The sequence below is a fragment of the Micromonospora sp. CPCC 206060 genome (assembly GCF_036906895.1).
GTDB lineage: Bacteria > Actinomycetota > Actinomycetes > Mycobacteriales > Micromonosporaceae > Micromonospora.
This window is the reverse complement of record NZ_JBAKHU010000074.1, coordinates 1-25,824: the sequence shown is the minus strand read 5'-3', so window position 1 is coordinate 25,824 and position 25,824 is coordinate 1. Positions and strand designations below refer to the sequence as shown.

The window sequence follows — 25,824 nt, the reverse complement described above, 5'->3', positions numbered from 1 at the left end:
CATCCGCGCCCTGGAGGACCAGGCCGCATAACCGAGTCCTCCACGATTCCAGGGGATTGACACGACCGTGTTCTTCCAGGTGAGCCATCGGTGGTAGACCGGCTTGAGGTAGGCGAGCGCGCCGTCGACGGTGGGCGGTGCCCATGGCTGGGCCAGGTGGGATGCGAGCACTGAGACCGGGTGACGCTTGATGTGCACGATGGTCGCTTCGGGGACCAGTTCCCAGAGGAACTCCATGTACAGCAGGTTGAACGGTGTCTTCTCGCACCAGGTCGGCTTGCCCGCGTCGGCGGCTGCTCCGCCGAACATGGTGTCGATCAGGCCCCGCAAGATTCCGAGCAGTTCGCTCCGGTCGCTGAAATACCTGGGAAGTGCCCGCCGGCGGCTCAGCGGCTCGAACGGTCCGGCAGGCCGGTCGGCGTTCCCGAAGCCTTCCGGGGGCGCAGGTTCGTCGTATGTGTACGCGATCAACTGCGGCCAGAGCTGTTGCACCGCGTCCCGGTAGCGCCGCTCGCCGACCAGCTCGGGAACGGTTTTGCCGCGATCGTCGCGCCGGCCAGGCACTCGTACGGTGAGGAACTCGCTCAGCCGGTGCAGGGCGTCCTCACCGACGGTGGGGTCGTATCGATCGGTGAGCGCGTCGGCCAGGTCCCGCAGGCCACCCGGGTCGATGAGAAACTTGGTCTCCATGGGAATCCGATGGATCAGCGGATGCTCGCCGATGATGTCGGCGATCCGTGACGTTCCCGAACGACCCGTACCCGCAACGAAGATCGGTGAGGGGAAAGGCATGGCGAGCAGTCAAACTCTCAGCCCGGCGCCTGTGCAAGCCATTTATCCCCTTCACCCGCTGCTACGGGCCGGACCCGCACCCGCCGCGCCGAGTGCGTGCCGGACGGCCGCCTCCAACAAGCGAGCAACGAATTATCGAAGCTTCCCAACGCGTCGCATCCCTCGCACACTGATGTACTGATCTCGGCATGAGAGCGCACGGGCGCGGCTCCGTCATGCGTTCGGTCGGGGGCGTTCGTCGACTCGGCTCCGCACGCGGTAGCGACGTGTTCGGGTGCCGCCTTTGACTTTGCGTGCCGAATCGGAGGCTCAGCGCAGGGCGATGTGGGCGTCGGTGAGGAAGCGGTCGCGGTCGTCGCCGTGGGCGATTGCCGCGCTGTAGACGGCGTTGATCGCGGCGACCAGCGGATCGTCATCCGCCAGGGCGATCAGGGCGGGGAACGCGGCGGCCTGCTGGAGCATCTCGGTGACGCCGCTTGTGACGCCGAACGCTTTTGGGTCTGGGCGGAGCGGGACGGTGGTGTGCGGCACCTCGGGATCGGACAAGAGCCGGTTGAACGCGGCGGTGCCGCTCTGCTCGGTGATGGATCGGGGCAGCGGGTGGTCGGCCTCGGCGTCGGCGAGCGCATCGGCGATCCACCCGATCTGCTCTAGCCCGGCTACACGCATCGCGCGGCGGGCCGCCCAGCAGGCTGCCTCCCGCTGGCGGGCGGCGGGCAGCGCGTCGATGCGGTCGAGCAACGGGCGGTCGATCCGGGCAAGGGACCGCGCCTGGCTGAAGCGCCTGCGGACACGATCCGACGGCGGAGCACCTCCCCACTGCTCGGCGTCGCGCTCGGCCTGCAGACGGCGGGTCTTCTCGGCCAGCGCGGTCGCCTCGGCGGCCTGCTCACGCAACGTCTCCATCCACGGATACGACCCGGCGGTGTCGAGCAGATGGTCCCAGATCAGGCCGAGGGCGAAGGCGTGCCGGCCCAGCACTCCCTCGTGCCGCAGCGTGAAGCCGTCGGGGCCGGACGTCAGCCGTACGGTACTCGGCTCGCCGTCCGGCAGCGTGGCCAGCGGACGAGGGAAGATCGGCTCGTCGGCGGTGGCCCACGACCACTTGAGAGTCTCGCCGTCGACCCGCTCCAGCCGGACCTCCAGGTCGCCAGCGGGCAGCACTCCCACCGAGACCTCGACCGGCGCGGGCCGGTAGCGGATCACCGCCACCCGGGACAGACCGGTGTCGTCCTCGTACGGGTCAGGTGGCAGCGGCGGCAGGATGGCCGGACGGCCGGACGGGCGCGGTACCAGTGACAGCATCGCCCACTCGGCGGCCTTCGCCGATTTCTGCTCCCAGTCGCGGCCTCCCGGGTCGGCTAGGACGGTGCGCCATGGCGTCTCCTCGGACACCGCCCAGATGTGCAGCTCGTGCCGCTCGGGTGGGTCGTCGTCGGTGCGCACGGTCTCGTGCAGGCGGTCGCGCGCGTGCACCCGCACCCGGATCAGCCCGCGCGGGACGGCGACGTCGGTGAGGGCCTCCGCAGTGCCGCCCATCAAGCCGATGACCGACAGCCGACCGCTGGGACTCCAGAGGGTCGCCTCACTGATCGCGTCCCAGCCGACGTCGGCCTCCGCCGGAGGCGCGGGCAAGACACGGACGCGTGCTTCGATCCAGCCGGTGTGTATGCCGCAGAAGCCGGTGAACTGATTCGGCCCGCCGACGTGCAGCAGGTCGTCGCCGAGGGTGTAGATCTTCACGCCGGATGCGCCCGGCACGGCGGACACCTCGTATTGGCTGTAGCTGACGAACAGCCGCGCCCAGTCGGTCACGGATGCCGGAGTTCGATGATCTGCGCCATGCACATCGTCCACTTCCAGATCCTACGGCCGTCGTCATCGGACCTACGAGGCACGGGATTGATGGGAAGTCCTTGCCGGTGCTGCTGTCCGGCCAGGCTGGGCGGCCGACCCGGTGCGCACAGGCGTCTGTGACAGCAGGTTTGGTGACGCAGCCGTTGAGGACTGACTGGCCTGAGGCGGGAAGCGGGCCCGGTGCCGCGCTTTGTCGGCGGCATGAGCGGCGGGCCAGACGAAGCGCGATACGAACCGGTGTGGGCAGTAGTTGACGGCGATCCGCTGCCGGGTGAACAGGCGACGCTGCGGGACTACTGTTGCTCCGCATGACCCACGGCGAGATCGAGATCACCGCGGAGCTGGTCCGGGATCTGGTACGCGACCAGCACCCCGACCTCGCCGATCGCCCGGTTCGGCTAGGCGCGCGTGGATGGGACAACCAACTGTGGCGACTCGGTGACGACCTGGCCGTCCGGCTTCCCTGGGCGACCGGGTCCGCAGACGCGCTGCTGCGCAAGGAGTACTCCTGGCTGCCCACGCTTGCCCCGCGCCTTCCGCTGCCGATCCCCGTCCCGCAGCGACTCGGCGAGCCCTCCGAACGGTTCCCTCGGCCCTGGCTCATCACCACCTGGGTTCCGGGCACACCCGCCGACCGGATCCCCGTCACGTGTGCGGTAGACGCGGCCAGAACCTTGGCCACTTTCCTGACGGCTCTTCACCAACCCGCCCCCAGCGGCGCGCCCGCAGGCCGGGACCGCGGCGGGCCACTGGCCGACCGCGCCGACCAGTTCGCCAAGGGGCTCACCTCCGCCAGCGAGCGAGGGCTGATCAACGACCCGGACGCCGTCCGCGCCGTCTGGCACGACGCGGTCACCGCGCCTCAATGGACGGGCCCGGCGCTATGGCTCCACGCCGACCTGCACCCGGCCAACGTCCTCACCGCCGACGGCACCTTCTGCGGCGTGATCGACTTCGGCGACCTCTGCGCGGGCGACCCGGCATATGACCTCGCCGCAGTGTGGCTCCTGCTACCGGACGACACCACCGACCACTTCTACGCGACCTACCAGCCGACCCCGGACACCGCCACCATGCGCCGCGCCCGCGGCTGGGCGATGGCACGCGCCCTCGGCGGCATCCTCATCGGCGACGCCGGCGTCCACGGCCGCCCCGGCGGCAAGCCCACCTGGGGCCCACCCGCCCACGCCGCCCTGCAACGCCTCATCGCCACAATCCGCTGACCCGCCGATCACCACTGCGTCCGACAGACCGGCGTGATCAACCATCCGCACATCGGCAGAGTCGCTCCTCGCCACCGTCACGTCCCGGATGCCACGTACGCGGCGAAAATGTAGGTGGGGGCGGTCGAGGTTCTTGCGGGCTCGGTCGTAGCGCATGGTGGTGCGGGGATCGGCGTGGCGGGTGGCGATGTGCACGTCGCGGAGGCTGACGCCCGTGCACCTGACCATGGCGGATGCAGGGGCCGGGCATCATCTTCGTATGGCAACGGACGAATCCCGAATCATCCTTGTCGACGATCTACGCTCGTTCGTTGACGGCCGCAGCGCGGACGTGGCCCGTACCAGTGCAGCCGGAGTGGAACTTCTCGAGCATTGCCGCGATCAGCGGCTGGACGAGCTATGGCTTGATCATGACCTTGGCGAGGACGACACGATCTGGCCGGTCGTCGAGGTCCTGGAGCGCGCTGCCTTCGACGGCCGACCGCTCGATGTCGGCGTCATCAACATCCACTCCGCCAACCCAGCCGGTGCCACGAAGATGGCCCAGGCTCTCCAGCGTTGGGGCTACCGCGTCCACATTGCGTCGGGCTCGGCGGACGTCGCCTACCTCGACAGCCCCACCGCGACGGAGTGACCAGCGACCGCACGCCGCCCAAGAGGCTTCGTCAACCCAAGCGCCTCGCGGCGGATGAGGGCGCATCGAAGCGCCGGGATGGCCGAAATTGTGGCGGATGAGCTGGACCGTCACGAGCCTGGGCAGTTCTATCGTGACCGGATGCAGACGTTCGAGGTCGACCGGGTCGACCGCATCGCCGATGTTCTATCCGGTGTCGCTACGGCGAAGGGATTGATTGGCTATGGTCCCCTCGCCAGGCGGGTAGACACGCGACCAGATTTCCTGAGCCAGCCGCTCGGCAAGGTCTCCCGTCGAGCGTTCGACAAGGGGAGCCCCTGTGGAGCGCCCTGATCGTCTCCCGCAGCACCGACCGGCCGAGTTCCGCTTTTACCTTGTACGGCTTGGCGCGAAAGATGCGGCCCGAATACGCCTCGCTGAGCGACGACGAACTGTGGGCACAGGAACGCGAGCGCTGCTACGGGGCAGCGTCCTAGAGGTTTCAGGGTCCTGGAGGAAGAGCGGGCGGCCAGGAGTCTTATCAGGTTGCCGGGCACCGGGCCGCCTGCGGTACACCGGTCGACGGGCTGCAGACCAGACGAGACGATGCGGATTTGCGAGTGCGCCTCGCGCCTGGCTCGCGGCAGGATCCGGATGTTTGATCGAGGTGTATCGGTGTTCAGCCGGTACTGGCCTGCGAGCAGTAGGTCACGTGTGGGGATGGTTGGTGATGCCGTCCAGGATGGTGATCAGGTTGTGGTGGAAGGTTTCCTCGGCGTTGAGGTGGGCGCCGTCGATGACGAGCCGGGCGACGGTGGGGTAGCGGCCTGTTTCGAGCATGCGTGTCAGGTAGGGGCCGAGGGCGGCCTGCCAAGCGGACACGTCGGTGCCGGTTGAACGGGCGGTGCGTCGCTCGGTGATCTCCCTGCGGAGTGCTCCGACGATGAACGCGTTGAGGGCGCCCAAGGCCCGCTGGAGATCGTCGATACCGCGCACGCCAGGGGCCTGGCTGAGCGCCGCCGCGGTCGATTCGCCCACGGCGAGCGCGTGAGGTCCTATGTGTGGCCTTGCGCCGAGCAGGTCGGCGAACCACTCATGATCAAGAGCGGCATCGCGGGTCCGGTGAACGATGGCCAGTACCGTGGCGCGCCACTCGGAGTGCTGGCCGGCCTCGGCGATCTGGGCGTACACGGCGTCGACCATCAGATCGAGCAGTTCGGATCTGTTGATCACGTAGTCGTAGAGCCGCATCGGACCGACACCGAGCTCTTTGGTGATCTTGCGTACCGATAGCCCGTCGAGGCCGTGTGCGTCGGCGATCCGGATCGCCGTGGCGGCGATCTTCGCGCGGCTCAGCGGCACCGGCGCCGCCCGCGGCTGAGGCTCGGGCCGTTCCCAGACGGGCAGCGGTGCGCTACCGTACGGCGTATCCATAAGATACAGCGTACGGTAACGGAGATGATGATGCGAATTGCGATCGCCGGTGGTGGCCTCGGCGGCCTGACGCTGGCCCGAATCCTGCACCGGCACGGCATCGGCGCGGTGGTGTACGAACGCGAGGCAAGCCGATCCGCGCGATCGCAGGGCGGCTCGCTCGACCTGCACCCGGAGTCCGGGCAACAGGCCCTGGCCGCGGCGGGTCTCGCCGGCCGATTCCGGTCCGAGGCACGGCCGGAGGGCGAGGAACATCGCATCCTCGACCCGGCCGGACGCACCCTCGTGCACCACAAGCCACAACCCGGCTCATTCTCCGGACGCCCCGAGGTCGACCGCAGCGCACTGCGTGATCTTCTGCTCGATTCGCTCCCCGGCGACGCGGTGGCCTGGCAGCACCGGCTCGTCGCGGCGACGCCACGACCCGACGGAGGGTTCGGGCTCATGTTCGATGGCGGCCACAGCGCCGACTGCGACGTCCTCATCGGCGCGGACGGCGCACGCTCGGTCGTCCGATCGCTGCTGACCGACGCGAGACTCTCCTACGTGGCCACCTTGGTAGAGCTGAACATCAGCGACGCCGACCGGCGCCACCCGGATCTCGCCGAACTGGTCGGCCCCGGAAACCTCTGGTGCATCGGCGTGAACCAGATCCTGGCAGCGCAACGCCTCGGCGACGGCAGCATCCGAGTCGGGATCTCCCTACGCGCGGACGATCGCCACATAGACACCTACCGCAGCAAGCGCGCTCTGCTGGACATATTCGATGGCTGGGACCCCCGCCTCACCGCACTCATCGAAGCCGGCGACAGCCCGCCGACCCCACGCAGGATCGAGGCGATGCCCACCGGTACACGCTGGACCCACCAGCCGGGCATCACCCTCATCGGTGACGCCGCGCACCTCATGCCGCCGGTCGGCGAGGGCGCCAACCAAGCCATGCTCGACGCCGCCGAACTCGCCGCCGAACTCGCCGCCGAACTCGCCGCCGAACTCGCCACCAACCCCGCCGACCCCGACTCGGCGATCCGGACGTATGAGGAGGCAATGTTCACCAGAACCCACCCGATCGCCGAAATGTCCGCACGAGTCCAGGCAATGATGCTGTCCCCCACCGCAGCCGACGACATCATCCGCTTCTTCACGCCGCAGCCCACCGAGCCGGCACCCGCAGATTGACAACGCGCAACGCAGCCGGCCTCGCCCTTGTAGACGCTCCTGCCGTGGAGGATCGGACGTCCGCTCATCGGCCAGGCCCGCACCGACCTACTCAACTGCATCCACCAACTGCTGCTGGAGTTGCTGCCCGGTGGGGCGAAGAAGTTCCTGTCCGCCCTGACCGAGCTCGTCGAAACCACCGGCAGCAGTCTGCAGGACCTCAACGGCATCGGCTTCTCCGGCGCCGCCCGCCTGATCGGCGACATCGGTGACATCAGCCGCGTCGCCAGCCGTGGGCACTTCGCCTCCTGGAACGGCACCGCACCCCTGGACGCCGCCCTACACGCCGAGCCGACCACCATGGACATGATCCGCCTCGTGCTCTTCGACGAGGAGACCCGCCACGCCGCCGAGCACGTCTACCAGACCTTCAATCACGGTCGGTGACACCTAGCAACGCGGCAGATCCGGTCCGCCGATCGTGGTTCATGCCGCCGCTCAACGAAGGGGTGTCGTTCTCTGTGCCGCACCCAACCGGCGATCGATTACGGGTGTAAAGGGTGACAGGTACGTCCCGGTTCGACCCGGCGGGAACACAGCGTGCACCACAGAGCCGGTACCGTCTCGTGGACTGTTGCCCCGAAGACGACCGGGTTCGCGTCGGCAGCTTGCGTCGGGGTTCGAGTGAAGTATCGGATGATCCACTCGTCTCTGTCCTGGGGCCAGGCGCGAAGTTGGGCCTGGACGGCGACGCCGGCGTCCTCGTCCAGCCACCACAGCTCCGTCGGGCCGGTCGCCTCGGGTACGCGTTGCGGTAGACGCCGCTCGTCTACTACAGGGACGACCTCACGCGCCGTGTAGCAGGTGAAGGTCCGGTGGAACCAGCCGCTGACCGCCACGAGCAGGGCGTGGCTCTCCAGACGCTGATCGACGGAGCGGTCAATGACGCGGTAGGGCCACGTGCCGGGTCCCATAGCGGTACGGCCGTCAGCAAGAACGTCGACGCCCCAGGTCCAGTCGCCGTCCACGATGCCGGTGAAGGCCAGCCCCAGCGGACTGCGATGAACCACCACGTCACCGTCGAGGCCGTATTCCATACCATTGGCGCCGATGACCGGGTACCAGAGGCCGCCGTAGCGCTCCTCGAACCTGACAATCGCTTCGACCAGTTCGCAGGGCGCCCCCTCGACCCGGTCGTTGACACGGAGAACAGCCATCGAGCGGATGTCGGTAGCGGTCATGCGCCGCGTTCGGCGGGACCGCTGTGCGAGAACTGCCCGGGCGCGTTCAGACAGGCTCGGATCATCAAGAACGTATACCGGGCAATCTACCACCGACTCACACCCGTGAGCCCGCTCGCGGCGGTGTCCGGAACCCAATAACGCACTCCGTTTCGGCAGGCTCGCGTGCCGGGCGGCGCCATAGGTTCGTGACGCCGGAGCGGCGGCAGAGGAGCATGCTCTGCCAGCTAATTAGTGCGGTGTCCATGAACGTTTGCCGGGTTGGTGACACGCCGGGTGGCGTCCGGCAGGACAGGGCGGTGTGGTCCCACCGCTCGGTAGCGGTTGTCTTCGTTGCCGAGGATGGGGTGGGTGGGTTGGCTGATCCGGTACGGACGCGGCGGTTGTCGGATGACGAGGCCGCCGGTTGCTGCAGTTGGTCCGTCGTGGCAAGCATGACTCGATCCGGGTCCGTCGGGCGTTGGTGATCATGGCGTCGGCGTCTGGTCGACCGGCGCCTGGGTCACGTACCGGCAGACTCTGACCGCGCTCGCCGCCCGGCTCGCCGGTACCCCGGCCGGCTACGACGTCGCCGCGCTGGGCACCGACGTCAGCACCACCGCAGTGGCCACCGGGGCCGGCACCTGTCCACCCTGCGCTCGGCACTGACCTGGTGGCGTGCGCCGGCCGGTTGGATCACCGGCGGCTGCTCTGCGGGCTGGGTCTGGCCGAAGGTCACCGTGGACACCGCCAGGGCACTCACCCTCGACCAGGTCGCCGCGTTGTGGGGCCTCGACGCCGGCCCGCGCGACAAACGCGGTGGCAGTCCGACACTGGCGGGGGCGCACTACGCTGCGGCCCACTTCATCGAAAGGAACAACCATGCGCAGGACGCTGCTGCCGCTGGCCGCGCTCGCCCTGGTCCTCGTGGCGGGCGGGTGCAAGATCGAGATCAACGGCGGCGCCACGCCGGGCCCCGGCGGTACGACCGTGCCGTCGGACTCACCGGTGGCCGACCCGCCGTTCGGCGACGGCAGCAGCGCGAACGACAACGTCTCGCCGCCCGCCGCGCCGCCCGCGAAGGTCCCCGCGCTGACCTGCGACCAGGTGGCCGAATCGGAGCTGGGCAGTACCAAGGTGCGGTACAACAACTACCCCGATCCGATCCCGCTGACCGAGGGGCGCTGGGCCGGTGAGGACGGCGTGGTGGTCGCCCTGCAACCGCCGTGCGCGATCGGTGACCTGACCGGCGACGGCGCCGCCGACGCGCTGCGCGCGATCATGCTCGACGGCGGCGGGACGGGCAAGTTCTGGGGCATCGTGCTCTGGCGCAACGTCAAGGGCGCCCCGGCCTATGTCGGCACGGTCGATCTCGGCGACCGCACCCCGATCGAGAAGGTCACCATCAGTGCCGGCCAGGCGCAGGTGGTCTACCTGACCCGACCCGACGACGCCTCAATGGTCGAGTTGGTGATCGAGCGGACGGCCACCTACCGGCTCATTGACGACAAGCTGGAGGAGATCGGGTACGTCGACAAGCCGCATTCCTAGTCCGCGCTGACCCGGGGGGACTGAGTACTGGTACCCAGTCCCCCAGTGCGGTGTCCGTGAACGTTTGCCGGGTGGGGCGTTAGGCAGCTCTGGCTCGGGGGCGGCCCCAGCGGTGTTGGCGTTCGCTGCGGACTTTGGCGCGTTCGCGGCGTTGGGCTGAAAGGACGTCGGGGTGGCGGGCGTTGGTGTTGCGCCAGCGCAGATACGACTGCATCTCGCGGGCCAGGAGGGTGTGGTTGGGGTAGTTGGAGTTGGACAGGGTGAACGCGCGTAGCGGCCCGAACTGGGCCGTCGATCGGGTTGGCCCAGGACGCCTGGGTGGGAGTGAGGCAGAGTTCGACCTTGTTGCGGGCGGCCCACGTCCGGATCTGCGGGGTCTTGTTCGCCGACAGGTTGTCCAGTCACGTAGATCGGGGCGCCGTCCGGGCGGGCGGCGCGGATCGACTTAAGCGCGGCCAGGCTGTGGTCACCGCCTTTGCGGCGGCGCATCACGCCCCACAGTTGGTCATCTCCGAGGCTGTGGCAGCCGTGGAAGTAGCGGATGTCATGCGTACGCGTGTAGGTCGCCGGCAGCCGGTCCGGTCTGCCAGCCGGCGCCACCCGCTGCCGTGGTGCGGGCGGATCGACAGCGGCCCGAACTGGTCGAAGGCGAAGCACCGGTCCGGGAACCTGCGGGTCACCTCCTCGATGCGGTCGAGCTTGGCGTCCTTGTCCGGGTCGCGGGACTCCTTCCAGGTGCGGGTGCGCTGGAAGGAAACGTCGTGGTGGCGCAGGATCTGCCGCAGCCGTTCCCGACCGATGACCACCCGCCGGACCCGGTTGACGGCCAGGTAGTCGGCAAGCTTGCGCACGCTCCAACGCGTGAAGGGACGACCCAGCGTCTTCGGTCGGGTCGTGGCCGGTCAGGTGGATGTGACGTAACCCCGGACCAAAGGCGGCCACGTGTTCTGCGGTGCCGTGGTGCGCCTTCGACGGTGTGAAGCGGCCTTCGCTGACGGCGACGTCGTAGGTGCCTCCGCACGCGTACTCGGCCAGGATCCCGGTCACCTTGCGCTCAGCAGCCCAGGAGTTCGGAGGAGTCCACGAAGCCGACCGGGTCGGCGATCGCCGCGGCCCGGTCCTGTGCCCGGTCGAGATCGCGGCGCTCGGCGAGACGGCCGCCGGCGACGATGCGGACCAGCGTGCTCTTGCCCGCCTGACGTGCTTCGCTGATCAGTACGACGCGGGTGTCGGCCAGGGCGGCGTCGACCTGCGCGGCGGCGCGGCGGGGATCAGGTGCGGTGTGGGCATGCGTCATGATAAGCCGCTGCGGTTTCGATCTGCGCGGAGGCTGGCTTTCGATTTGCGGGTAGGTCGGTGTTCGGTATGCGGGGTTCCGGTGTTCGATTTGCGGTCGCCGACCGTGACGAGTCCTGGCGCGGCGGCAGCCCGCTCTGGCACGCGAGGAATCTTGACCGACGACGGAAGGTCATCGCTGTCGCTGGACCGTCACCCGGTTGCGGTCGTGCGCAGGTCGGCGACGAGGCGGTCGAGCAGGCGTTCCTCCATCACCGCTCGGCCGGCCTGCCGCATGGACTCACCCAGCGACTCGTCCCACCGGGTCCGGGCGGGCGTACCGATCAGTGTCGTGCCGGTGCCTGCCGCCGGTAGGTAGTCGGCGGCGGTCATCCGCCACGGGACCGCACCAGGGTACCGCCGGAGAGCCGCCGCAGTCAGTCGCACCCCGGTCCAGTCGAAGTCGTTGCGCCATCGGATCACGGCCCCACGGGCGGCGCGCAGCAGCGTGTGGACGGCGACCGACGGCACCCCTTCGGTGCAGATCAGCGGCGGGGTCCGGGCCCCGAGCGCGGTGGTGGCCGCGCGGAGCACGGCGGGGTTCTCGCAGACGTAGACCTCGTCGCAGACCACGGTCAGCGGTGCCAGGCGCAGTTGGTGCAGGGTGACCCGCATCGGCACGCCCGCCCGGGCGGCCTCGGTCAGCCACCGCCCGACCAGGCCGCCGGTGGCCGGCACGTTGAGCACCAGCACCTGGCTGGCGAGGTCGTCGGGGACCAGCCCGACCGATTCCCACAACGTCCGTTCCTGCTCCCCGTCGACCGGCGGCGCCGTCTGCTGCCACGCGGCGACGGCACGGAGGACGAGCCCACGCAGCGGCCCGTCGGTGAGGGCCTTCGTGTCGTCCAGCACCCGGTCGGCGAAGACCGGTATCGGTTCGTCGGCCGCGGGCAGTGCGTCCAGTACGCGGACCACGCCCTCGAACGGCAGCCCGGCCCGGACGACGCGGGTCAGGGTGCCGTCGCGGCGCAGGCCGTCGAGCCATCCGGCGTACCAGGCGGTGCCGGCGTGCCGGCTGCCGTTGGCCACGGCGAGGAGGGCGTCGCGGGCCACCGCCTCGCGTTTCAGGTCGGCCGGCCGGTTGCGCAGCGGGGCCGTCGCGGCGAGTACGTCGGTCAGGCCGACTCCGTGTGCCGCCCGCAGGTGCTCGTCCACCTCGGTGAGTCGTACGCTGAGTCGGGCCGCTGTGGCGGAGCGGTGGGTGCCGGTGATGCCGATGATCACCAGACGTTCGTCGTCGGTAGGGGCGGCCAGCGTCACGGTGGCGTCGAGCTGGCCTCCGGTGCGTTCCAGGCTGCGCCGGGCGGCTGCCAGCAACCGCCGCCAGCCGGGCTGCTCGACCAGTTCCGCCGCACTGCCGTGCCCGCCCTGCCGGTCCCGCCCAGGCTGCGCGGACAACGTCTCCTGACCGGGCCGGTCCGACGGTCGGCCGTCGCGCCCGCTGGTCATTCGCCGTCAAGATCGAGCAGGACAGCGGCTCGTTCGGGTTCCCCGCGACCTTGCGGGGCGCGGCGGGTCTCCGGGGAGCCGAGCGCACGAGCCAGCGTTCCGTCGAAGTCGGCGATGTTGGTCGAGCCGTCCCAGACCAGCAGCACGGTGGACACGGCGTGTTCCACGGCGGAGTGTGACAGGTCGTAGTGGGCGGCGCCGCTGACCGCCGGGTGGGTGGCCCAAAGATCGTAGCCGGTCATGAAAAGGTCCAGGTCGAACTGTTTCGCCAGGGCCATCAGTTCACCTCGGCCGGTGTCGTCCACCCCGGCGAACGCCTCGTCGAGGCCGAGTAGCCGGGGTGCGTCCGGCCGTGCCGAGCCGAACAGCGCGTTGGCGGCGGCGAAGAGCGGCAGGTGCAGAGAGACCGACTGCTCACCGCCGGAGAGCTGACTGTGCCGGGCGCGGGTCAGTGCCTCCGTACCGCCACCGGGTCGATGCAGGGCGAACGCGAACGTTCGCCACTGCCGGTAATCGAGGACGTCGCCGAGCAGTTCCCGGTACGGCCGCTCGGGGGCCGCCGCCCGCGCCGTCTTGATCCGGGCGGCGAAGTGCCGGCGCATGGCGGTGAGCTGAGCCGGTCCGAGCCGGGCCGGATCGCGTTCGAGCAGCTTGCAGACGTCACGTTGCTCGGCGTCGAGGTCATCGGCGAGCCGCCAGCCGACGCCGACGGTGAGGCCTGAGGACATCCGGCGGGCCCGCATCTGGCTGTCCATCGCCGCCACCAGGTCGCGGGCCTCGATGGTCCGATGATGGATCTGCCGGGCGAGCTGCCCGAGCAGGGCGTCCTCCAGCACCCGCTGCTCGGAGTCGGTCAGCAGTTGCTCCTGGTCGCGGCGCTCGCTGGCGATCCGGTCCGCGAAGTGGGCGACCGGGGTCAGCCCCTGTTCGTCGGCGACCCGGACCACGATCACTCCGTCGTCGGTGTCCCACTCGGGTCGGTGGTCGAGGCCGGCTGCCGGCAGTTGCGCCTGGAGCTCCGTCAGCGCGGTGGTCAGCCGGGTGGCACTCTGCTTGAGTGACGTCTCGGTAGGACTCAGCTCCCGGGTGGCGGTGAGGATCGCCTCGTGCAGGGCTGCCACCTGCGGATGCAGGTCCGAGCCGGGCTTGTCGCCGGGTGACTGGGCCGGCCAGCGCAGGTCAGTGGGGCAGCGAAGCAGGCCCAGCAGGTCGGGTTGGGCGTACGGACGCAGCCGCTGGGCGTCGTGCTGTGCCTCGGCGACGGCGACGATCACGGCCTGCTCGCCCAGCTCCACCCGGGTCGCCGCGGAGACTTGCCGTTCCCGGGCGGCGCCGAGCTGGGTGCGGGCCCGCTCGACGGCCTCCTCCGCCTCGCTGATCCCGTCGGCGGTCCGGGCCACGTCGGCCAGCACCCGCTCCGCGTCGGCACCCACGCTGTCGCGCAGGGTCCGGTACGCCTCCGCCTTGTCCCGGTGCCGGGAACGGGCGGTGCGCGCGCTGTCCTGCGCGACGGTGAACCGGTCGACCGCCTCGTCGTGCCGCTGCCGTGCCTGCTCCTCCTGCTCGGCGGCCCGCGCGGCGGCCGGTCGGGCGCTCTCCAGACGTACGCCCCGTTTCTCGAAGCGTTCCACCGCCTCGGCGGTGTCGTCGACGCGGTCAACCGGCAGCGACCGCTCCGCCGTCGTCCGCCGTAGGGCGGCCGATGCGGCGGCCCGCTCGGCCAGGCTCTGGTCGAGTCGGGCGGCGGCGGTCGCGCTGGCCTCCTGACGGGCGCGCAGTGTCGCGGCCGCCCGGTCCAGCTCACGCAGCGCCGCCTGGACCGGCGTGGGTGCCGGCAACTGCCCGGCGGCCGTGTCCACCGCCGCCAGCAGTGCCTCCACGGACACGCGGTCGCGGTCCACCGCGCCGAGGTCGGCGTCGATGCTCGCCAGCAGCCGGTCGCACTCGCCGACTCGTGCGGCGCGGCGGGCCGCTCGGGCGGTCGCGCCGATGTACTCGCAGGAGGGCTTGACGAACCGGCCGACGGCGATGCCCTGGGCGTACCGGCCGTCAACCCCGACGGTCACCGGCGTGGCGTCCTCCTCGGCGGATGCCCGCAGGGTGGCCAGGTCGGCCAGCGCCACCGAGGCGAGCACCTCGGTGATCCGGCCGGCGGGCACGTCGTCCTGCTCCTCGCAGACCAGTACGTCGGCGAGGGTGGCGCCGGTCGGCCGCCGGTGTGGCGGGAGCGGCAGCAGGTAGCCGTCCAGGTCGTCGCTGGCCAGCGCGGTCGCCGTGGTCTCGGGGGCCGGGTGCAGCCAGGCGTCCAGCAGCCCGGCGGCGTGCAGCGCCGCCTCGATGGCCGCCGCGTCCGCGCCGGTCACCGCCTCGCCGAAGCGGACCAGTCGCCACAGCGGTGCGCCGGCTCGGCCGGTGCGCGTCGCCGGCCGGGTCATCGGTACGGGCGGAGCGTCGTCGTGTTCGGCGGCGATCCGTTCCCGTTCGGCGGCTACCTCGGCGCGCCGGTCGGCGAGCGCCGCGCGCTGCGCGGCCAGCGCCGCGAGCCGGTCCCGCCCCTGGGCCACGGCGGCGGTGGTGGCCTGTGCGTACACCTCCCGCAGGGTCTGCGCGCCCGGCTCGCCGGTGGCGTCGACGGCGGCGGCCAGCGCAGCGGGTAGCTCGGGATGCGCGATGTCGGCCAGCAGCCCGGCGTTGCCCTGCGCCCACTGCCCGATCTGGGTGCGCAGCCGCGCGCGGGCCTGCTCGACGGCGTCCTCGGCGTGCCGCTCGGCCTGCTCGGCGTCGGCGGCGGCGGCCGTGGCGGCGGCTGCGTCGGCGGCGGCCCGGGAGTGGTCGCGTTCGGCCTGGCCGTGCCGTGCCACCTGCTCGCGGACGGCGCGTACGTCGTCGCGGCGTGCGGCGGCCCGTGCGGTGATCCGCGCCGCCAGGGCGTCCGGTGCGGCGTCGCCGGCGCTCCAGGGGATCCCGGCCGTCTCGGCGTCGAGCAGGAGTTCCGCGGCGAGCCGGTCGGCCACCGCCCGCGCGTCCCGGGTCGCCACCATCGCCCGTTCCCATTCGGTACGCCGTCGCGCCACCGCCGTCTCCTCGGCGGCGACGGCCTCGCCGGCCCGCTCGGCCGCCTCGGCCAGGTCGTGCACGTGCCGTTCCAGGTCGGCGAGCTGCTCGTGGGACTGGTAGGCCGCCGAGGCCTTCAGGCTGTCCAGGTGGGCGCGGAGCCGTCCGGGCTCGCCCTCGACGGCCCGCAGCCGCTCGCCTGCCTCGGATTCCGCCTCGGCGGCCGTGTCGGCCGCGCGGCGGGCGTCACCCAGTGCGGCCGACTGGGTGGCGACCGCGTCACGGCGGGCACCCAGGGCGTCGGCGGCCGCCCGGGCATGGGTGCGCAGGTACGTCGAGTAGACCGCCAGGAACGAGGCCGTCGCGCCGTCCGCCGCCACCAGCCCTTCGAGGGTACGGGCGACCGCCTCCATGTCGTCGAACGAGCGGGCGGCCTCCACCAGCAGGTGGTCCTCGACCGGACGCAGCCCTCGTTGCAACGTGCGGGACAACTCGACCGGGTTGAGGTCCTTGGCCAGCTGCGGCTTACGCAGGGTCAGCACCAGGTCCAGCAGCTGCTCGTAGCGGGCCGGACCGAGGCCGAACAGCCGGGCGTCGACGAGGTGCCGATAGTCCTCCGCCGAGTCCCGCACCGCGTCGGCACCCAACCGGTCGATCAGGTCGCGGCGGTTCAGCGGCCGGTCGTCGGCGTCCAGCAGCGAGAAGTCCACCCCTACCCGACCGTCGACCACGAAGTGCCAGCGGGTCACCCGGTCGACGTGCCGGTGCGCCCGTAACCCGATGCCGACCGTCACGTACCGCTCGCCGTCGCCGAACTCCATCCACACGTACGCGTGCGTGACCTCCTGCCCCCGGTAGAGCAGGTTCGACTTCATCGTCCGGTCTTCGCTGGCGAACGGGTTCAGCCGCCGGGGTTCGATCCGCCCGTCGAGAACGAACGGGAACAGCACCTCCAGCGCCTTGGTCTTGCCGGAGCCGTTCGGCCCGCGCAACACCAACCAACCGTCGACGAAGAGGAACTCCTCGTCCCGGTAGTCCCACAGGTTGATGATCCCGGCGCGGGTGGGGGTGAACCGGCGGACGGCACGTTGCTCGATCACAATCAACTTCCCGAGGTCAGGTCAGAAGAGGGTTTCGGTGGCGGCGCGGGGCTTGACCGCGGCGACGGTGTGGCGGTACCGGCCCACCAGCGGCCGGACGAGCACCCCGCCCGGTACGCAGGTGACCGCGCCGAACCGTTCCAGCAGCGCCACCGCCTCGGCGCGCAGCCGGTCCGGGTCGGCGTGCCACTGCGCCCCGAACGCGGTCCCGTACCGCTGAAGGATCTCACCGACGGCGGTACGCAAGAAGCTGTCGGTGATGAACGGCAGCCGGCCGGCGCCGTCGGTGTCGTCGGGGGCGCCCTCGTCCCCGGTGGTCCACGGCTCGGCCGGGCCGGCGTCGTCGAGGCGCACCAGGGTGGCCGAGGGCAGGCCGGCATCGATCTGACCCACCAGCGCCTGCTGCCGGCCGGACCCGTCAGGCGGGACAAACCGCCGTACCCGACGGCCATCCGGATCCACCACGCGGTCAGCCATCTCCACCGCCAGCAGCACTGCGGCCTGCGCCACCGAACCGGTACCCGGGAACCGCTCCCCGGTGAACCCGGCAGTGTCCACCAGCAGCACCCCCTCGGCCCGCCGCTCCACCCGCAAACCGGTCAACCGGGCCACATCGGCGGCGAGCGCCGACCCGCGCAGATGGTTGGCGACCACCGGATCGACGTCGGCGTGGTAGACGACCGGCGACTCCACCACCGCCCGCCGGGCCGCCTGGGCCGCCTGCCGGCGCTCGGCGTTGCCACTGCTGGTCATCGCCCGGCCGAGCAGCGCCGACACCGACTCCACGTGCTGCACCACCCGGGTCGGCCGGAACAGCGCGAACACCACGTCCCGCGCGACGTCGTACAACGCCTCACCGGCCCCGGGGTCACTGGCCCAGGCGGCGCTGGAACCGTCGGCCAGCCGGAGCACGCCACGCTCCTCCAACCAGCCGACCGCATCCACGAAAGCCCGCCGATCCGGACCGTGGTCCGCATCCAGCCCCAGGCCGGTGATCCGGTTCGCGTCGCCGGCCACCGAATCGGCCAACTCGCTGAGGGTGATCTGTATCCCGGCACGGCCCAGCACCGCCAGGCACAACGCCAGATACGCGTAGCGCTGCCGGTCGAACGGCCGCCCGGTTCGGGACACCGCCGGCTGGGAGCCGTCGAGCTGGTCCTTCGCCCGCACCAGCCGGGCCGTCGAACCGTGCAGCTCCAGCCGGTACCCGAACGCCTCGGCGAGATCCCGACGCAGAGTGGCAGCGAACCGCCGCACCCGGGGCAGCGCCCGCTCGTCGGGCCAGGTCGGCGTGATCAGCGGGTGACGCAGAATCAGCCGGACGGCCCGCTGGTAGTCCGCCAACTCCAGCTCCGGGACATCGACGGCGAACCGGTGGACCGCCGGCCGGAGCGCCGCCGAAGCCGCGGTCACGCCGACACCAACTCGGGACGGCGGACCGCGGTGTGCTGCGCGGCGGTGACCGTCAACGCGTACCCGTCCAGATGAAGCCGGCCCTCGACGGTGTGCACCGTGGTGAACCCTCCCGGCGTCGGGGTGAGGGTGAGCCGGACGCCGTGCGCGGCGGCCGCCAGCGGCACTGCGGCCGCGCCACCGACCCGGGCGGCCAGTGCGATGTCGAGCAGACGTAGCAGGACCTGCCTCTGCGCCCCGTCCAACCGATGATCGTCGACGCCCTCGGCGGCCAGAGCCGTCGCCGCGTCGGTCAACCGGCGCTCCCGGGCGAGTTGGTCACCGCGCAGCCGGTGCCGGCGGTCGTCGACCCGGTCCAGCCGGGCTGGCCGTCCCCGGCCCTGCCCCGGTGCCCGACCGGTGGCCACCAGCGTGCGGGACAGCTCCACCGCCGGCGTCTCCCACCACGACAGCCGAGTCGCGATCGCCTCCGGATCCGGGTACGCCACTCCGACGTGACGAGGCGCGCCGAGGCCGAACACGACGTCGAACAGGGCGTGCGCGGCCTCCTGGCTGCCGGCCTGGGTGAACCACGCGGCCAGGTGCCGCAGCTGCGACTCCCGGCTCACCCCGCCACGGCGTGCCTCGGTGACCCGGCGCAGCAGGGCGAGGACATCACCGATCGCGGCGATGGTGGCATCCGACAACCGGTCCGCCTCGCTGAGCTGCTCCGGACTTGGCGGCGCCAACCAGGACCGTAGCCCCGCCCAGCGCCGCCGCCAGTCATCCAGCCGCTGCATTGGGGTGTGGAACAGCCGCTCGTCGGCCTCGGCGGCCGCCTCGACCAGCCGGTCCAGCCCGGTCGCCTCCACCTCGTGCACCGCCGCACGCAGCCGGGGCGTGTACCGCTGCAACTCGTCGTGGAAGTCCCGCAGGTGAGCCAGCAGAGCGTCCTTGTGCGCGAGGAACGCCTCCGGCCGCACATCGTTGGTCCGTCCCAGATCGCCCAGCATGTGGTAGAACCGGGCGGCCCGCTCGGCGATGTCCGCCAACGCCCGGTCCAGCCGGTTGAACTTGCGGTAGACCTCCTCCGCATCCCCGGCCTCGTTTGCCACGGCGAGCGCGTTCAGGTCGGCCAGGAGATCGGCGAAGACCAGCCGGGACAGCGTCGAGTCGTCCATGCTCGCCGACAACACCGCCTCCACCGCCCGGTGGGCCCGGTACCCGGCCTCGGTGAACTGGTACACCGAGTGCCGGTTGCGGTACTCCGCCAACGTCGTTGCCCGGGAACCGTCCTGCCCCCGGTCGAGCACCCCCCACTCCACCAGGGCATCGAGCAGCCGCGGCAGCTCCAACCGCACCGGATCCGGGCAGTCGGCGTTCTCCTCGTGCAGCGCCGCCAGCGCCGCGGCCACGTCAGAGGTGTGCAGCACCACGTGATAGCTGGACCGCGCCGAGTCGAAGGCCCGCAGCAACCACAGGTAGGCGAGCCGGTTTTCCGCCGTGACGTAACCGAACAGCCGCATTCGGTCGTCCAGCCCGAAGTCGTCCAGGCCGAACGTGGACCGGGATGGCTGTATGGTCATCGTCTTCCTCCCAAAGGGGCGCGAACAGCCACCCACCCTACCCAGCCGGACCGGAAGGGCGGCCAGGCGCGCGGGGCACCGACGGCGACCGCGAAACCTGCGCCAGGGCTTCTCTGATGGCGAGGTGGGTCATGAAGTGGCCGGGGGGCGGCGCCGTGCCAGTGACGCCCTGACCGCCCGCAGCATGCTGGTCGCGATCACCTCTGGTCCTGGCCGGCGTCCTCATCGCCCGCCCAGACCACCCGACCCCACCGGCCCCGACGACTCAGTATTCAGGACGACCTCGCGCGGCAGGTACGCAGCAGTCGCAGCACCGTCGCCATGGTCGAACGTGGCCGTCAGATCGTGGACCGGGTCTTCTGGCTGCAGTGCGAGTCGCTCCTCAGCGCCCAAGGTGAGCTGATCACCGCCTACGACGCCTACCGGCAGATGGAGGCCAGACACAGCGTGGAGAAGGCCGAGGCCGCACGCCGGGCACGCTGGGGAGCGATGGCCGACAGGGTGCTCGGGGGCCGGCGAGCCGGAAGTCGAGATGGTGACCGGCGTGCTACCCGAGGACGATCCAATGGGAGATGATCACCCCGCCGGGACGGCCAGCGTCGCCGAGTAGGGGAAGGGTTCCGACACGATCGTCGACATGCGGCGGCGGAGCCTGTTGGCGTCGATCGCCGCAGTCGCCGCCGGTTCGGGGCTGCTGGGCCTGACACCGAGTACCGCGAGCCGGCGTATCGGTGCCGGCGACATCGCCCGCATCGAGGCCGTCACCGCGTTGTACCGGTCGGTGGACTACGAAATCGGCGGCGGGGCACTGTGTGCCGAGGTCGGCCGTTTCGCGGAGGCCACCTCTGTCCTGCTCGCCCGGGCCGACGCAGGTCGCTGGACCACGAACCTCGCCACGGCTGCCGCCGCCGCCCGACAGTTGGCCGGCTGGACCGCGTTCGACGCCAGCCGACACAGCGACGCCGGCCGTCACTGGCTCGCCGCCGAGCGCACCGCCGTCAGCGTCGGCGACCAGCAACTCGCCGCCCGGATCCGCTACTGCCAGGCCCGCCAGTTCCAGCACCTGCGCCACAATCACGACGCTCTCACCACGATCCGGCTCGCCCACGACGATCTCGGCCCCGAGGCCACGCCTGCCCTGCTGGCCATGCTGCGCGGGGCCGAGGCCGCCTCGCTGGCCGCGCTCGGCGAGCATGCCGCCGCATCCACCGTCCTGCGGCAGGCGAGCAGCCACTTCGAGGACATCGACCCCGCCCACGAACCGGACTGGATGCGCTTCTACGACCGCGGCGAACTGCTCGCCCAGTACGGTCGCGTGCACCGCGACCTCGCCCGCCACGACCGCCGCCACGCGAACTCGGCAGTGGAGTGGACCCAGGCCGCGATCAGTGCGTTCGGGCCGCAGAACGTGCGCAGTACGGTGCTCAACAGGATCGGCCTGTGCAGCGCGCTTGCGTTGGCCGGCGAACCGGACCAGGCCGTCACCGCCGGCACCGCCGTCATCCAGATGGGGCAGGCGCTCTCCTCACGACGAGTCCGGGACCGTGTCCGCAACCTCAGCAGAGACATTCCCCAGGACACCCGGCACAGCGGTCTCGCCGACCTCCGGCACACCATCACCCGCACCTTCCCGGCAACCGCATGACCGGCGACGGCACAAACAGCCAGGAAACCGGCGGCCGGTTCAGCGAAGCTCCGATGCGGCAGGCCGCGCGGCAGATTGCGGCACAACTCGGCGTGGACGGCGAACAGGCACGGCTGCTCCGGCTGACCAACAACGCCGTGTTCGCCCTCCCCGATGCCGGCATCGTCATCCGGATCACCCGCTCCCACCGGCTACGCGACCGGGTCGCCAAGGTGACCGCCCTCGGCCGCTGGTTCGCCCAGAACGACGCACCGACCATCCGACTCGCCCCCCGATATGAGCAGCCGATCGAGGTCAACGGGCTGCACGCCACCATCTGGACCTACCTGCCGCCCCGACCACCACCACCGGACGTCACCGACCTCGGCAGGGTTCTCCGCCTTTTCCACCAGCTCACCCCTTCCGACCTGCCACTACCGGTGTGGGACCCGGTCGGCGACGCCCGCGCCCGACTCACCGACGCAGAAGCCCTCCCCGACCCCGACCGGCGGTTCCTACTCGACTGGTGCGACCGACTCGAACCCCGCATCGCCGCGCTCAACCAGCAGGCACCACCCCGACTGGTCCACGGTGACGCACACGTGGGCAACCTGCTCCGCCGCCACGACGGCCGCGCCGTACTGTGCGACTTCGACGCCACCTGCCTCGGCCCCTGGCAGGTCGACCTCACCGCCGTACCGGTCGGCGAGGCCCGCTTCCGCCGCCCCGGCGCCCACACCCGCCTCGCCGCCGCCTACGGGTACGACGTCACCACCGACCCGGCCTGGCCGATCCTGCGGGAAGCCCGCGAACTGAAAATGATCGCCGCCGCCGTCCCGCTACTCGCCTCAGGACCCAACGTCGCACACGAGTTCACGCTTCGACTACGGTCCATCCAACAACGCGACGACACCGCACGCTGGACCCCGTTCGCCGATTTGTAATCCACCGCTGACAGCGACCGGTCGGACGGCCACCAGTGCGCATGGCTGGTGTGAATCAGATGCGAGGCCCTCGCGGATCCGTCCGAGGCTGGCCACGCGGGCGCCGGGGGCGAGGGGGTGAATCGTCATGGTTTGGCAGTGGAGTGGGCTGCCTTCTGCTGCATGGTCGAAAGGCGCGGCGTCCGGCCTATGTCGGCGGTAGCCTCGGCGGTCATGCCGACCGGACCTGCCGACGGGGCGCGGCTACCGGATGCCAGGCCAGAGAGGACGAGCGGTGCGGATCGAGTTGGTCACCGGCGACATCACCGACGAGCGGGTGGACGCCATCGTCAACGCAGCGAACTCGTCGCTACTTGGCGGCGGCGGAGTCGACGGGGCGATCCACCGCAAGGGCGGCTCGGCGATTCTGGAGGAGTGTCGTGCTCTTCGGGCCAGCCGGTACGGGCGGGGCCTGCCGGTCGGGCAGGCCGTGGCGACCACCGCCGGGCGGCTACCCGCCCGATGGGTGATCCACACCGTCGGGCCGGTCTTCAGCCCCGACATCGACCGCGCCCCGCTACTGCGCGACTGCTACACCAGGTCCCTGAGGGTCGCCGATGACCTGGGCGCACGGTCGATCGCCTTCCCGCTGATCTCCTCCGGCGTGTACCGCTGGCCGAAGGACGACGCCGTCGGTCAGGCGCTGACCGCCCTACACGCCGAGCCGACCACCGTGGACGTAATCCGCCTCGTGTACTTCGACGAACAGACCCGCCAGGCCGCCGAACACGTCTACCAGACCTTCAACCACGGTCGGTGACTTCTGGCGGCGCACGCACTCGCTTTAACGCGGCATGAGCGCGCATCGGTAACCGTACGCGTGTCGGGCAACCGATTACGGCGTTCGCGACGGCTCGACCGGGCGGCTGCTGGCGTTGTATGAGTTCTTGGCGGCGACCACGGCCGCCTGGATGTGCTCGGGGTCGACGCCGTGGATGTTGAGCGGCGGGTGCACACGCCGGACAAGTTCGGCCTCGATAGTCGCCGGCTCCGCGTCCTCCGCCCAGGTCAAGCGCAGGTGCGCGTACATCCACGCAGTCAGCCGCGCCTCATCCTCAGAGACCAGGACAACACGATCGGTCCAGGTCGTCCGGTAGCCCTCGGACACAAGAAGCCCGGCCAATGTACGGCGCAGAGTCGAGCTGCCCGAACGCCTCAGATGGTTGCGCAGGATCCGGCCCCGCAGGCTGGTCGCCCGTCCGAGATACAGCAGCCGTAGCGACGGGACGCTTTCATTCGGCGGCCCGGGGAGGTCGGGAAAGATCGAAGGACCAGCCCACCAGGCGTAGACACCGCTGCCACGGCTGAGCCGCTTGACGGCGACATCGAGTCCGACCGGCACGCCAGAGAGCAGCCGCAAGGCCTCTTCGACCCGGGCTCCGTCGGTTGGGACGTCGTCGGGTCGCGTTTCGGGAATGGTCATCGGGACCATCCTAGGCGTCCCAGGCGGCTCGTGGCCGGGGCTGCAAGCACACCGGATGCTCCACGCAAGGTTCGGCAGCGCCGCGGTCGGCGGCCATGGTTACTGACAGACCGATCAGCAGGCCGCGCACTGTCGGCGGCAAATCCGGATGTCAGACGACGACGGTGCCAGGCATCATCATCACGTGGATGCCCGTCGCACAACCATCCTGGTCGATGATCTCCGTTCGTTCGTGGATGGCCGTGGTGCCGAGGTGGCCCGGACCAGCGCCGCCGGAGTTGAACTCCTCGATCGGTACCGCGACCGGCGTCTGGACGAGCTGTGGTTGGACCACGACCTGGGTGGGGACGACACGATCTGGCCGGTCGTGGAGGTTCTGGAACGGGCTGCCTTCGACAAGTGCCCCTTTGACGTCGGCGTCATCAACGTCCACTCCGCCAATCCGGCCGGTGCCGCGAAGGTCGTCCAGGTTCTCCGGAGCTGGGGGTACCGGGTCCGTGTCGCGTCGGGCTCCACTGACGTTGGCTATCTCGACGGTCTCCCGTTGAGCTGACCGACTCGAACTCGCCGCCCGACGGCTGTCACACCCGGGGCGGCAAACCCGAGCGCCGGTGAGAGGCGTCGCGCTGACGCTGCGGCGACGTTGAATAATCCGCAGGTGGATGTAGCCGATCTGCTCGCCCGGGCTGCGGCCATGGTCCCCGCTGATGTCGTCAACGAGGCCGGCGCGACAGTGGTGGACGTCCGCGAGTACCTCGACCACGACGAGTGGGAGGTCGCGCTCGATCTCCTTGCGGACCTTGACACGGGTTGGCGACCGCCGACCGCGTGGTGGGATCTGCTGATCGACAGCGCCGAGCTGATGTGGCTCTCTGATGCCGCCGCGTGGTGCCGCTGGGGTCGGTGGGAGAGCATCCACGGGATCGTCCGCGCAGAAATGCGACTCCTGTCGCCCGCCGAAGGCGGACGGCGAACGCCGATCCCGGGCAAGGGCATCCTCCGACCGCTGTGGGATGTCGGCAGGCGCACGGCCGCAGGCGCCCCCGATCTGCTCGTGGCTCGCATCTGGGTGGAGTCGGCGCCGGCGTTGCCACCAGGCGCCACCGGGTCGGTCCGCCTTGGCCCGCTGTCTCCACCCCTCTGGAGGCACCTGCAACCGGGCATGACGATCACCATGCACGAGGGCCGGCCCACGGTAGGAACGGCCACCATCATCGAGACGTCGAATGCGCGCTGAGATCGGCACGGCCGAGGTGGGAACGATCGGGTGTGGCGACACCGCCTAGCGCGGTATCTGCAGCAGATTAGTGCGCCGTGGCCGGACATGAGCCGTCGATCGAGTGGATGGTTGCTCAACGGCGGTCGATGCTGACCTCTCGGAGAGGTGTGCAGGTCAATCCCTTACGCCGGCCGTCGAGGTCCGATACCGGCCGGCTGGTCAGGCTGGCGGATCGTCTCGAAAGAGATGCTCTTTCACACCTCGGCCGCCCCAGCGGGTCGCAACGAGTTCGGGACGAGGGCGGGTCGGCTTGGGCACCCAGCCGTGTCGTCTAGTGTCGGGCGCAGGGCTGTCCCAGTCGGCGAACCGCGCAAAAGGATCTGCGGCGCGATCAGGCTCATCGTCACACGGCTCCCGGACGACCATCGCTGGGTAAAAGCGCGTCTCCTGAGCCACCCTGCAGTCATCCGTCCGAGAGGCGACCACGGCGCCGCAGCCTTCGCAGGCCACACACGGGTTCCACCCCACCAGGGACCAGCAGCCCGTGCGAACAAGGTTGTGGACGAAGCGTGTTCCGCGTACGTCGCCGGGTGAGAGGACGAAGGTGCCGACGACCTGGTCACTGCCATACGCGGCCTCGTCGATCGCATAGGTGCCGGGGTCGAGGAGCGGCGGGTTCACGTGATGGCAATCCAGGAGCGACCAGTGCGGCTCCGCCGGCAGTTCCACCAACCGGACTGGGACGCTCAGCCTCGATCCACCGATGAATGTCGGGTCGGCGGGACCCCGGAGATAGAAAGTGCCCTCTGAG

21 protein-coding genes and 4 pseudogenes are annotated in these 25,824 nt (G+C 70.6%); 12 read left to right on the top strand and 13 right to left on the bottom strand.

The features are described from left to right. Together V6U90_RS28145 and V6U90_RS28140 are read right to left on the bottom strand one after the other, a co-directional pair. On the bottom strand, positions 1-690 hold a 690-nt coding region (locus V6U90_RS28145; RefSeq protein ID WP_334442954.1), incomplete at its 3' end, for a sulfotransferase. 411 nt (positions 691-1,101) lie between these two features. Continuing rightward, on the bottom strand, positions 1,102-2,649 hold the full coding sequence (locus V6U90_RS28140) for a hypothetical protein (protein WP_334442952.1): 1,548 nt from the start codon (positions 2,647-2,649) through the stop codon (positions 1,102-1,104). 308 nt (positions 2,650-2,957) lie between these two features. Here V6U90_RS28140 and V6U90_RS28135 point away from each other — a divergent pair, with 308 nt between their 5' ends. The 3 genes from V6U90_RS28135 to V6U90_RS28120 all read left to right on the top strand — a co-directional run bounded on the left by V6U90_RS28135 (position 2,958) and on the right by V6U90_RS28120 (position 4,839). Beyond that, the gene (locus V6U90_RS28135; RefSeq protein ID WP_334442950.1) at positions 2,958-3,872 is read left to right on the top strand and encodes an aminoglycoside phosphotransferase family protein; all 915 of its coding nucleotides are present in this window, start codon (positions 2,958-2,960) and stop codon (positions 3,870-3,872) included. A 259-nt stretch (positions 3,873-4,131) separates the two neighbouring features. Beyond that, complete coding sequence (locus tag V6U90_RS28125; RefSeq protein ID WP_334442948.1) at positions 4,132-4,506, top strand: cyclic-phosphate processing receiver domain-containing protein; 375 nt, start codon at positions 4,132-4,134, stop codon at positions 4,504-4,506. A 141-nt stretch (positions 4,507-4,647) separates the two neighbouring features. After that, the gene (locus tag V6U90_RS28120) at positions 4,648-4,839 is read left to right on the top strand and encodes a hypothetical protein (protein WP_334442945.1); all 192 of its coding nucleotides are present in this window, start codon (positions 4,648-4,650) and stop codon (positions 4,837-4,839) included. 354 nt (positions 4,840-5,193) lie between these two features. Here V6U90_RS28120 and V6U90_RS28115 read toward each other — a convergent pair whose 3' ends face one another. Continuing rightward, on the bottom strand, positions 5,194-5,919 hold the full coding sequence (locus tag V6U90_RS28115) for a TetR/AcrR family transcriptional regulator (protein ID WP_334442942.1): 726 nt from the start codon (positions 5,917-5,919) through the stop codon (positions 5,194-5,196). 24 nt (positions 5,920-5,943) lie between these two features. Here V6U90_RS28115 and V6U90_RS28110 point away from each other — a divergent pair, with 24 nt between their 5' ends. Both V6U90_RS28110 and V6U90_RS28105 read left to right on the top strand, forming a co-directional pair. Beyond that, a complete protein-coding gene (locus V6U90_RS28110) occupies positions 5,944-7,098 on the top strand; it encodes an FAD-dependent oxidoreductase (protein ID WP_334442940.1) in 1,155 nt (384 codons plus the stop codon). A 120-nt stretch (positions 7,099-7,218) separates the two neighbouring features. Further along, complete coding sequence (locus V6U90_RS28105; protein ID WP_334442938.1) at positions 7,219-7,524, top strand: transposase; 306 nt, start codon at positions 7,219-7,221, stop codon at positions 7,522-7,524. A 98-nt stretch (positions 7,525-7,622) separates the two neighbouring features. On the opposite strand, the gene V6U90_RS28100 is transcribed toward V6U90_RS28105, so the two are convergent. After that, on the bottom strand, positions 7,623-8,318 hold the full coding sequence (locus V6U90_RS28100) for a hypothetical protein (RefSeq protein WP_334442936.1): 696 nt from the start codon (positions 8,316-8,318) through the stop codon (positions 7,623-7,625). 356 nt (positions 8,319-8,674) lie between these two features. Between V6U90_RS28100 and V6U90_RS28095 the strand changes: the two are divergent. Together V6U90_RS28095 and V6U90_RS28090 are read left to right on the top strand one after the other, a co-directional pair. Further along, positions 8,675-8,811 (top strand): annotated as a pseudogene (locus V6U90_RS28095) (IS630 family transposase); the annotation flags it as partial. Between the two features lie 368 nt (positions 8,812-9,179). Further along, positions 9,180-9,848 (top strand): hypothetical protein, encoded by a 669-nt coding sequence (locus V6U90_RS28090; protein ID WP_334442934.1) that lies wholly within the window; start codon positions 9,180-9,182, stop codon positions 9,846-9,848. 79 nt (positions 9,849-9,927) lie between these two features. Here the strand turns inward: V6U90_RS28090 and V6U90_RS28085 are convergent. The 7 genes and pseudogenes from V6U90_RS28085 to V6U90_RS28060 form a co-directional block, all read right to left on the bottom strand. Continuing rightward, positions 9,928-10,747: pseudogene (locus tag V6U90_RS28085) on the bottom strand (IS630 family transposase); the annotation flags it as partial. 61 nt (positions 10,748-10,808) lie between these two features. Further along, positions 10,809-10,895 (bottom strand): annotated as a pseudogene (locus tag V6U90_RS34025) (hypothetical protein); the annotation flags it as partial. 16 nt (positions 10,896-10,911) lie between these two features. After that, positions 10,912-11,138 (bottom strand): annotated as a pseudogene (locus V6U90_RS28080) (hypothetical protein); the annotation flags it as partial. A gap of 198 nt (positions 11,139-11,336) precedes the next feature. Beyond that, positions 11,337-12,632: a TIGR02679 family protein gene (locus tag V6U90_RS28075; RefSeq protein WP_334442931.1), complete on the bottom strand. Its 1,296-nt coding sequence runs from the start codon at positions 12,630-12,632 to the stop codon at positions 11,337-11,339. Beyond that, entirely contained in the window at positions 12,629-16,786 is a 4,158-nt protein-coding gene (locus V6U90_RS28070) for a TIGR02680 family protein (protein WP_334442929.1), read from the bottom strand. The genes V6U90_RS28075 and V6U90_RS28070 overlap by 4 nt, the downstream gene beginning before the upstream one ends. Positions 16,787-16,807: 21 nt before the next feature. Continuing rightward, positions 16,808-18,199, bottom strand: coding sequence for a TIGR02678 family protein (locus V6U90_RS28065; RefSeq protein ID WP_334442927.1), 1,392 nt, complete (start codon positions 18,197-18,199; stop codon positions 16,808-16,810). Further along, complete coding sequence (locus V6U90_RS28060) at positions 18,196-19,764, bottom strand: TIGR02677 family protein (protein WP_334442925.1); 1,569 nt, start codon at positions 19,762-19,764, stop codon at positions 18,196-18,198. Before V6U90_RS28060 ends, V6U90_RS28065 begins: the two co-directional genes overlap by 4 nt. Positions 19,765-20,401: 637 nt before the next feature. Here V6U90_RS28060 and V6U90_RS28055 point away from each other — a divergent pair. From V6U90_RS28055 to V6U90_RS28045, 3 genes are all read left to right on the top strand, one after another. Next, positions 20,402-21,409: a hypothetical protein gene (locus tag V6U90_RS28055; protein ID WP_334442921.1), complete on the top strand. Its 1,008-nt coding sequence runs from the start codon at positions 20,402-20,404 to the stop codon at positions 21,407-21,409. Then, positions 21,406-22,332 carry an aminoglycoside phosphotransferase family protein gene (locus tag V6U90_RS28050; protein WP_442933685.1) on the top strand — a complete coding sequence of 309 codons (927 nt, stop codon included), beginning with the start codon at positions 21,406-21,408 and terminating at the stop codon, positions 22,330-22,332. The genes V6U90_RS28055 and V6U90_RS28050 overlap by 4 nt, the downstream gene beginning before the upstream one ends. A 274-nt stretch (positions 22,333-22,606) precedes the next feature. Next, a complete protein-coding gene (locus V6U90_RS28045) occupies positions 22,607-23,131 on the top strand; it encodes an O-acetyl-ADP-ribose deacetylase (RefSeq protein ID WP_334442916.1) in 525 nt (174 codons plus the stop codon). Between the two features lie 75 nt (positions 23,132-23,206). Here V6U90_RS28045 and V6U90_RS28040 read toward each other — a convergent pair whose 3' ends face one another. After that, the gene (locus V6U90_RS28040) at positions 23,207-23,794 is read right to left on the bottom strand and encodes a GIY-YIG nuclease family protein (protein ID WP_334442914.1); all 588 of its coding nucleotides are present in this window, start codon (positions 23,792-23,794) and stop codon (positions 23,207-23,209) included. 184 nt (positions 23,795-23,978) lie between these two features. On the opposite strand from V6U90_RS28040, the gene V6U90_RS28035 reads away from it, so the two are divergent. Together V6U90_RS28035 and V6U90_RS28030 are read left to right on the top strand one after the other, a co-directional pair. Next, the gene (locus tag V6U90_RS28035) at positions 23,979-24,347 is read left to right on the top strand and encodes a cyclic-phosphate processing receiver domain-containing protein (protein WP_334442958.1); all 369 of its coding nucleotides are present in this window, start codon (positions 23,979-23,981) and stop codon (positions 24,345-24,347) included. A 90-nt stretch (positions 24,348-24,437) separates the two neighbouring features. Beyond that, positions 24,438-25,031 (top strand): hypothetical protein, encoded by a 594-nt coding sequence (locus V6U90_RS28030; protein WP_334442911.1) that lies wholly within the window; start codon positions 24,438-24,440, stop codon positions 25,029-25,031. A 201-nt stretch (positions 25,032-25,232) separates the two neighbouring features. Here V6U90_RS28030 and V6U90_RS28025 read toward each other — a convergent pair whose 3' ends face one another. Beyond that, the gene (locus V6U90_RS28025; RefSeq protein WP_334442956.1) at positions 25,233-25,742 is read right to left on the bottom strand and encodes a hypothetical protein; all 510 of its coding nucleotides are present in this window, start codon (positions 25,740-25,742) and stop codon (positions 25,233-25,235) included. Positions 25,743-25,824: the final 82 nt, after the last annotated feature.

Coding starts and splice junctions, on each gene's coding strand:
- V6U90_RS28090 (WP_334442934.1), top strand. CDS start 9,180: ATGCGCAGGACGCTGCTGCCGCTGGCCGCGCTCGCCCTGGTCCTCGTG.
- V6U90_RS28050 (WP_442933685.1), top strand. CDS start 21,406: ATGACCGGCGACGGCACAAACAGCCAGGAAACCGGCGGCCGGTTCAGC.
- V6U90_RS28125 (WP_334442948.1), top strand. CDS start 4,132: ATGGCAACGGACGAATCCCGAATCATCCTTGTCGACGATCTACGCTCG.
- V6U90_RS28060 (WP_334442925.1), bottom strand. CDS start 19,764: ATGACCATACAGCCATCCCGGTCCACGTTCGGCCTGGACGACTTCGGG.
- V6U90_RS28055 (WP_334442921.1), top strand. CDS start 20,402: ATGCGGCGGCGGAGCCTGTTGGCGTCGATCGCCGCAGTCGCCGCCGGT.
- V6U90_RS28110 (WP_334442940.1), top strand. CDS start 5,944: ATGATGATGCGAATTGCGATCGCCGGTGGTGGCCTCGGCGGCCTGACG.
- V6U90_RS28115 (WP_334442942.1), bottom strand. CDS start 5,919: ATGGATACGCCGTACGGTAGCGCACCGCTGCCCGTCTGGGAACGGCCC.
- V6U90_RS28075 (WP_334442931.1), bottom strand. CDS start 12,632: ATGACCAGCGGGCGCGACGGCCGACCGTCGGACCGGCCCGGTCAGGAG.
- V6U90_RS28100 (WP_334442936.1), bottom strand. CDS start 8,318: ATGACCGCTACCGACATCCGCTCGATGGCTGTTCTCCGTGTCAACGAC.
- V6U90_RS28120 (WP_334442945.1), top strand. CDS start 4,648: ATGCAGACGTTCGAGGTCGACCGGGTCGACCGCATCGCCGATGTTCTA.
- V6U90_RS28040 (WP_334442914.1), bottom strand. CDS start 23,794: ATGACCATTCCCGAAACGCGACCCGACGACGTCCCAACCGACGGAGCC.
- V6U90_RS28135 (WP_334442950.1), top strand. CDS start 2,958: ATGACCCACGGCGAGATCGAGATCACCGCGGAGCTGGTCCGGGATCTG.